The organism is Lentihominibacter sp. (genome assembly GCF_046951855.1).
GTDB classification, from domain to species: Bacteria; Bacillota; Clostridia; order Peptostreptococcales; family Anaerovoracaceae; genus Lentihominibacter; species Lentihominibacter hominis.
Genome location: NZ_JBKTXS010000053.1, coordinates 1 through 7,056, shown reverse-complemented (window position 1 = coordinate 7,056; position 7,056 = coordinate 1). Strand labels below are relative to the sequence as shown.

The window sequence follows — 7,056 nt, the reverse complement described above, 5'->3', positions numbered from 1 at the left end:
CTTTTTTTCGTCGTTATTTTCCGTTGTTTTCCTCTCTGCCGTGACAGCTTGTTTAGTATATCTTATGTTAAATGTTTTGTCAACAATTTTATTCAACTTTTTTCATCATTTTTCGACGGTTCTTTTAAAGCCTTGCAATCACTTGTTTCTATTGACAATTTCTTATTTAAATTTGTCCCTCAAAGTCTTTTTTAAAGTAACATTTTCTTTTTTAATAAGTATAACAATATTTAAATTGCGAATAATAATTAATATTTATCAGGAGGTGAATATTTTGACTATAGTTCTTATAAGAACAGTTCTATTATATTTGATAGTTTTGTTTGTGATACGTATTATGGGAAAGGCTGAGCTTTCAAAGATGTCTCCCTTTCAGCTCATAGTTGTATTTATGATAGCTGAACTGGCTTCTATTCCGATAGAATCTCCGGACGTATCTATGATAACAGGTGTGGCGGCCATCTTCACACTGCTCTTTCTGCAAGTTCTTATTTCTTTTCTTTCTCTTAAAAGCGAGAAGTTCAAAAACTTTTTCAGCGGAAAACCGAGTGTATTGATAGAAGACGGAGAGATAAACAGGAAAGAACTGAAAGCCTTAAGGATTACAATAAATGATCTTATGGAGCAGCTACGTATAGGCGGCTCGCCTTCTATATCAGATGTGGATTTTGCTGTAATGGAATCTAATGGAGATCTCTCTATAATACCGAAGAGTGATAAGCAACCTTTAACACCTGAAGATATGTCTATAGAAAAGAAAAAGCAGATAATGCCTGTGGTCTTTATTTCAGACGGGATAATTTACAGTAAGAATGTGGAAAAATCAGGTTGGAGTATCAAACAACTTAAAGACGAGCTCATCAAACTGGGAATTTCGGATTATACCCAAGTCTTTCTTGCATTTTGTGATGGTCAGTCAAAGCTTCATGTGTTTACTTCCGGGAAAAATCAGAAAAAAGCTTCGGAGGTGATTATATGAGAGATCTTATTATTTCTATAATATGCATGCTTATACTGATCATACCCTGGGGTATATACGATAAATACGCAGCGAAGACTGTCGATAATTACAAATCAATCATCAGTGAAGAAATTCTCCCTGCTATTGAATCTAACGACTGGGAAACTGCTGAAAAACGTTTTGATTTTATTGCAAAGGATTGGGACAGATATAAGAAGCTTTCTGCATTTTTTATAGACACCGAATCTGTAAACGAAGTAGATAGTTATGTTTCTAAAGCATACTATTATATAAAACTTAAAGATGCGGGAAATGCTGCTGCCGAATCTGCATTTCTTCAATATCGTTTCGATTTTCTGCATGAAAACGAAATGCCTAATATGGGCAATCTCTTTTAAAAATTAATTGTATATTATGCTGTTATATGCTATACTTTTTTTGCGTAGAGTAGGTATTGTGCGTAAAGTGTCATAAGATGGGATGTTGCTTATGAACGAAAGCTTTGCTGCGGTGCAATATCGCGTCCGCTACTACACCAAGGAATTTAGTGAAAACTTCTATACTCTTTAGTGTAGTTAATTCTACGACTATTGAGGAAAGGAGTTTTTTTAATGGAAAATAAGTCTAATACTATGAGACTTGTGATCATGGCTTTTCTTATCGCGCTGGAAGTAATACTGACAAGATTCTGTTCAATCAATACACCCATATTGAGAATAGGCTTCGGATTCCTTCCGGTTGCCATGATGGGTATAATGTTCGGACCATTGTGGACTGCTGTCGGATATGCCGTAGGCGACCTTCTGGGAATGATGATCTTCCCTACAGGAGCTTACTTCCCCGGTTTCACCCTGACAGCTTTTATTACCGGATTAATTTTCGGATTATTTCTTCACGGTAAAGAGATCACATGGAAGACTGTACTGCCTGCCAGCCTGATCATAATTTTAGGTCTCAATCTGTTGCTTGATACAGTATGGCTGTCTATACTCATGGGCGATGGATTTATAGCGTTGCTTCCCACAAGAATATTGAAATGTGTGGTTATGCTTCCTATCCATCTGCTGCTAATACCACTTGTGTGGAACCGTATACTTTCAAGACTTCCGTTTATGAAAAGCTGGGCAGCTTAAAACGTGTTGTTTAAAAAAATGCGCTTAAGATTTGGATAGCTTAAGCGCATTGTTTTTCTTCAAATTATTTTTCTGACATTTTATTTTTATTCGCCAAATCTACTAATTGATCATACATTTGCTGCAGTCTTTAATACCATTCCTTTAAATTATAATTTCCTTCACATTTCTCTTTCAGAATATAACGCCTTATCTTTTTTTTACAGTAGTTTGGTGGCACAAATACCTATAGTATTAAAGGCAGATTCGTTATTGTCGCTTATTTTAATCATGATCTTTACCCCCCCCTCAAAAAAGAAAATCTTACATAATAAATGAACGGCCGAATCATAAAATTCAGCCGTCCTTACTGGTCGGGATGACAGGATTCGAACCTGCGGCCTTTGCGTCCCGAACGCAACGCTCTACCAAGCTGAGCCACATCCCGTCTTACATAATATATTATATTACTTTATTTTAAAATTTCCAGTATTTTTTGCAGCAACTTATAAAGAACCTTTCTCACGGTGATAAGCTTTAGCCATAATACAATCGCTTTCAATTTGTTTGCTTAACTCTTCAATACCCGAAAATTTACGTTCTTCTCTTGTACGCTTTATAAATTCTACACGTATTTGCTTACCATAAAGCTCTCTGTCAAAATTAAATATATGAGTCTCAATATTTTTATTATATGTTCCTACTGTAGGTTTTACGCCAACATTTGTAACACTGGGATATTTTACACCATTATATGTGCAATATGTTATATACACACCATTAGGTGGAGTTGCCATAGTTTCATCTATCATTATGTTTGATGTAGGAAAGCCTATCGTCCTTCCAAGCTTATTTCCCACAACTACTTCCCCTCCTATGGAATACATTCTGCCCATGAATTTCATACATCTTTCCATATCGCCTTCAGCTATCAAATTTCTTATATACGTACTGCTTACTATGATATTATCTATCTTATACGGTTCCTGTACGTGGATGCCAAAACCATGCTTCAGACCTTCATGCATCAGCACTTCGGGAGTTCCCTTTGCTTTATATCCGAAACTGTAATTAAAGCCACAGTAAGCTTCTCTTATCTTAAATTTATCCACAAGTATATCTTTTATAAAGTCTTCCGGAGACATAGTTAATATATCATTTGTAAATGGTATATTAAACATGTAATCTATACCCATAGTTTCGATTATTTTGGCTTTTTCCTCTGCATACAGTATATTCTTTACCGCAGGCAAATTCTTAAGTAATGTTCTTGTATGATTGGAAAATGTAAACACAGCACTTTTGAGCCCCATATCCTGTGCGCTTCTGACAGTTCTCTCTATTATTTGCTGATGTCCTTTATGAACACCATCAAAATTTCCTAAAGCTACAACGGTAGGTTGTATACCGTTCACTTCCTCCAGTGAATTGAAAATTTTCATATAATATCGCCTCTCAAATCATACCGCAGCAAATATCTTATCAGCTTTCAGAGCATTCTCTCTCTCACTGTAATACCCTATCCCCAAAAAGCATCCTGTTTCTGCTTCATAAACACGGTATATGCTGCTGTATCTTCTTCCTCTGCTGTTATACTTTTTGTAATTGTCCTTTTCCGGTTCTTTAGTCACTTTTACCTGTTTCCATCTAATGCTGTTTCCTCTGCAAAAATATCTTGCTCGATCCCGGCTCATTTCCGCTCTGCCTAAGTGAACAAGAGGAAAATCAATTTCCAGAAGTCTACTTTCTATATCAGAACACTCAAGCTCCTTAAGTTCATCAGGTGATGTGGCTCCTTTCAATGTAAACACACCACTTGACGTTCTGTACAGGGATTGCATAACGCCTCCGCAGCCGAGGGCTTCTCCCAGACCACTGCATATACTTCTTATGTATGTTCCTTTGGAGCATGTCACATCAAACATTATATTTTTCTTGTCAATATCTATATCTATAATATCCAGCTTACTTATATGCACATTCCTTGGTTTTGCCTCTATATCCTGACCATCCCTTGCATATTCATAAAGCCTTCTTCCGTTAACTCTTACTGCAGAATATTTCGGAGGTATCTGACTTATCTGCCCCCGAAACAGCTCTATTTTCTTAAGTATGTCCGAAATCTCTATATTTTCGGTATTTCTTGTCTCCATAACTTCTCCCCAGATATCCTGAGTATCAGTCACAATCCCTAATTTCGCTGTACATCTGTATGTTTTATAATCAAGATCAAGATATTCCATGATCTTGGTCGCTTTGCCAATGAAAATAGGAAGAAGTCCTTCTGCCATGGGATCAAGAGTACCCCCATGGCCAACCTTTTTCACACCTGTGACTCTGCGACATACAGCAACACAATCGTGCGAAGTCCAGTTTTGAGGTTTATTTAAAATCAGTATACCATCTTTCATCTAATTCTCCCAATAATTACTCAACTCTTGTTTTATCAGATCAACTGCTTTCTCCATCGGTATATCAAGTGTGCATCCGGCAGCTTTAATATGCCCCCCTCCTCCGAATTTAACGGCAATCTTATCTACATTACCGTAAGATTTTGCTCGCATACTGACCTTCACTGATCCGTTCTTCTCCTTAAGAAAAGCAGCAAATTCTACTCCTTCAATATTTTTCAATGTGTCTACAATTCCTTCGCAATCTTCTAAAACAGCATCATACCGATTAAGCATATCCTGTGTCACATAGGAAACAGACACCTTTCCTCCGGCAGCCAGCTGCATATTGCTCAATATTTCACTTTCAAGTTTTATCCTCTTGTAGCTCATATTATTGTAAAGATTTACTATTATCTTTACATGATCTATTCCTCTCTCAAACAGCTTCGCCGCTATGAGGTGCGTTTCTGATGTTGTATTAGAGTGTTGAAAACTACCGGTATCAGTACTTATCCCTATATAAAGAGATTCTGCTATAAGTTTGTCTATCACAATATTCATCTCTGTGAGAAGTTTGTAGATTATCTGAGCTGTTGCCGCTTCATCTCCGTCTATATAATAATAATCTCCAAAGCTTCCGGAAGTTATATGGTGATCTATGCACAGTTTAAGTCTGCCTTCGTTAAATTTATCTGCTCTCTCACGAAAACGGCTGTCTTCACTGCAATCTATACAGATACATATATCAGGATTCTGTATTATGCCCCTATCTTGTGTACAAAACTCCGTATCCATAAAACTTAAATATTTAGGAACCGGTTCATCAAGAAGTATCCATGCTGTTTTCCCTTCAGACCTCATGGCGCGGCAGAGTGCCGCGCATGACCCTATTGCATCTCCATCAGGACTCACATGAGGGAATATCAATATAGTTTCTGCTTCCCTAAGAATAGCTCCCATCTCATTCAGTGAAGTATTGCTTATCATAATTATTCTTCTCCATCATCACTGCTATGATCTATATCCAGATCATCTATTATCTTAGATATATGTCTTCCGTATTCCATGGACCTGTCTATTTTAAATACAAGTTCCGGCACATGCCGCAGCTTTACCTGATGACCTATCTCTCTTCTTATGAAGCCTTTGGCATTATTAAAAGCCTCAATAATTTCGCTCTGCTGCTCTGCTGCTGTTTCCGTGCTTGGATCTGTTCCCAGGACAGACAGATATACAGTAGCGTAGCTGCCGTCACTTGTCACTTCTACTGCGGTTATACTTATCATTGCCGACAGACGCGGATCTTTAAGATCTTTTAAAAGCATTCCGCTTACGATCTTTTTTATTTCCTCGCCCAGCCTTCCCTGTCTATGTCCTTTTCCCATATCAATTTCCTACTTTCTTTCGATTTCTTCCATAGTGAAGCACTCTATTACGTCGCCTTCCTTGATATCATTATAATTTTCTATACCTATACCGCATTCGTACCCTTGAGCCACCTCTCTTGCATCATCCTTAAATCGTTTTAAAGATGAAATCTTACCCTCGTGGATAACTATGCCGTCTCTTACAAGACGTATCTGCTCATTACGAACAACTTTTCCGTCTGTAACATAAGCTCCCCCTACAATACCAACGCCGGGAACTTTGAAAGTATCCCTTATCTCTACTGTTCCCAAAATCACTTCCTTAAATTCAGGATCCAGCATACCCTTCATGGCATTTTCTACATCATCTATGATATCATAGATAACTCGGTAAGTTCTTATCTGTATTCCTTCACGTTCAGCGATGGCACTCACAGCTGTACTTGGTCTCACATTGAATCCTATTATGATAGATCCTGATGTACCTGCCAACATTATATCTGATTCATTTACAGTACCGACGCCTGTATGAACAATCTTAACTCTTACTTTATCATTAGAGAGCTTTTCCAGTGATGACACTATCGCTCCTACAGAACCCTGAACGTCTCCTTTTATAATAAGGTTAAGTTCTTTCACTTCACCTTCCTGTATCTGGCTGAACAATTCTTCCAATGTAGTACTTGAATTTCTGGCGAGCACCTCTTCTCTGAGCTTGAGCTGTCTGTTTTCAGCTATTTCCCTTGCCAGTCTGTCATCTTTAACCGCATTGAACACATCTCCTGCATGAGGTACTTCTGTAAGCCCCAGCACTTCCACTGCAGTGGCCGGTCCTGCCTGTCTTAATGTCTCACCCTTATGATTTGTCATACGCCTGATCTTACCCGAACATGTTCCGGCAACAATACTCATTCCGGCTTTCAGAGTACCATTGAGTACCAGAAGGCTTGCCACGGGACCTTTCGCCCTATCAAGACGTGCTTCCAAAACAGTTCCCAATGCCAGTCTGTTAGGGTTAGCTTTAAGTTCCAAAACTTCTGACTGCAGCAATATCATTTCAAGAAGATTTACGATACCTTCTCCTGTCTTGGCCGATACAGGCACGCTTATTACGTCTCCTCCCCAGTCTTCTACAAGAACACCGTTATTAGCCAGATCGGATTTAACTACGTCAGGATTTGCTCCCGGTTTATCTATTTTATTTATAGCTACTATCATAGGAA

8 protein-coding genes, 1 tRNA gene and 1 riboswitch are annotated in these 7,056 nt (G+C 38.2%); of the genes, 3 read left to right on the top strand and 6 right to left on the bottom strand.

The window, feature by feature from the left end; genetic code table 11:
* The first annotated feature begins 274 nt into the window (after positions 1 to 274).
* The 3 genes from ACLR96_RS09830 (at position 275) to ACLR96_RS09820 (ending at position 2,094) form a co-directional block, all read left to right on the top strand.
* Positions 275 to 979, top strand: a complete 705-nt coding sequence (locus ACLR96_RS09830) for a DUF421 domain-containing protein (RefSeq protein WP_177269190.1) — start codon at positions 275 to 277, stop codon at positions 977 to 979.
* Positions 976 to 1,359 (top strand): DUF4363 family protein, encoded by a 384-nt coding sequence (locus ACLR96_RS09825; RefSeq protein WP_177269188.1) that lies wholly within the window; start codon positions 976 to 978, stop codon positions 1,357 to 1,359. Before ACLR96_RS09830 ends, ACLR96_RS09825 begins: the two co-directional genes overlap by 4 nt.
* Positions 1,360 to 1,402: 43 nt before the next feature.
* Positions 1,403 to 1,493, top strand: a riboswitch (THF riboswitch).
* 79 nt (positions 1,494 to 1,572) lie between these two features.
* Positions 1,573 to 2,094, top strand: coding sequence for a folate family ECF transporter S component (locus ACLR96_RS09820; RefSeq protein WP_177269186.1), 522 nt, complete (start codon positions 1,573 to 1,575; stop codon positions 2,092 to 2,094).
* Positions 2,095 to 2,444: 350 nt separating this feature from the next.
* Here ACLR96_RS09820 and ACLR96_RS09815 read toward each other — a convergent pair.
* The 6 genes from ACLR96_RS09815 to infB all read right to left on the bottom strand — a co-directional run.
* Positions 2,445 to 2,521: transfer RNA gene (locus ACLR96_RS09815), tRNA-Pro, on the bottom strand.
* Between the two features lie 58 nt (positions 2,522 to 2,579).
* Positions 2,580 to 3,515, bottom strand: a complete 936-nt coding sequence (locus ACLR96_RS09810) for a bifunctional riboflavin kinase/FAD synthetase (RefSeq protein WP_177269184.1) — start codon at positions 3,513 to 3,515, stop codon at positions 2,580 to 2,582.
* An 18-nt stretch (positions 3,516 to 3,533) separates the two neighbouring features.
* Positions 3,534 to 4,484, bottom strand: coding sequence for a tRNA pseudouridine(55) synthase TruB (truB, locus tag ACLR96_RS09805; protein ID WP_177269182.1), 951 nt, complete (start codon positions 4,482 to 4,484; stop codon positions 3,534 to 3,536).
* Positions 4,485 to 5,453 carry a DHH family phosphoesterase gene (locus tag ACLR96_RS09800; protein ID WP_187524703.1) on the bottom strand — a complete coding sequence of 323 codons (969 nt, stop codon included), beginning with the start codon at positions 5,451 to 5,453 and terminating at the stop codon, positions 4,485 to 4,487.
* Between the two features lie 2 nt (positions 5,454 to 5,455).
* On the bottom strand, positions 5,456 to 5,851 hold the full coding sequence (rbfA, locus tag ACLR96_RS09795; protein ID WP_177270577.1) for a 30S ribosome-binding factor RbfA: 396 nt from the start codon (positions 5,849 to 5,851) through the stop codon (positions 5,456 to 5,458).
* A gap of 9 nt (positions 5,852 to 5,860) precedes the next feature.
* On the bottom strand, positions 5,861 to 7,056 hold a 1,196-nt coding region (infB, locus tag ACLR96_RS09790), incomplete at its 5' end, for a translation initiation factor IF-2 (RefSeq protein ID WP_412265806.1).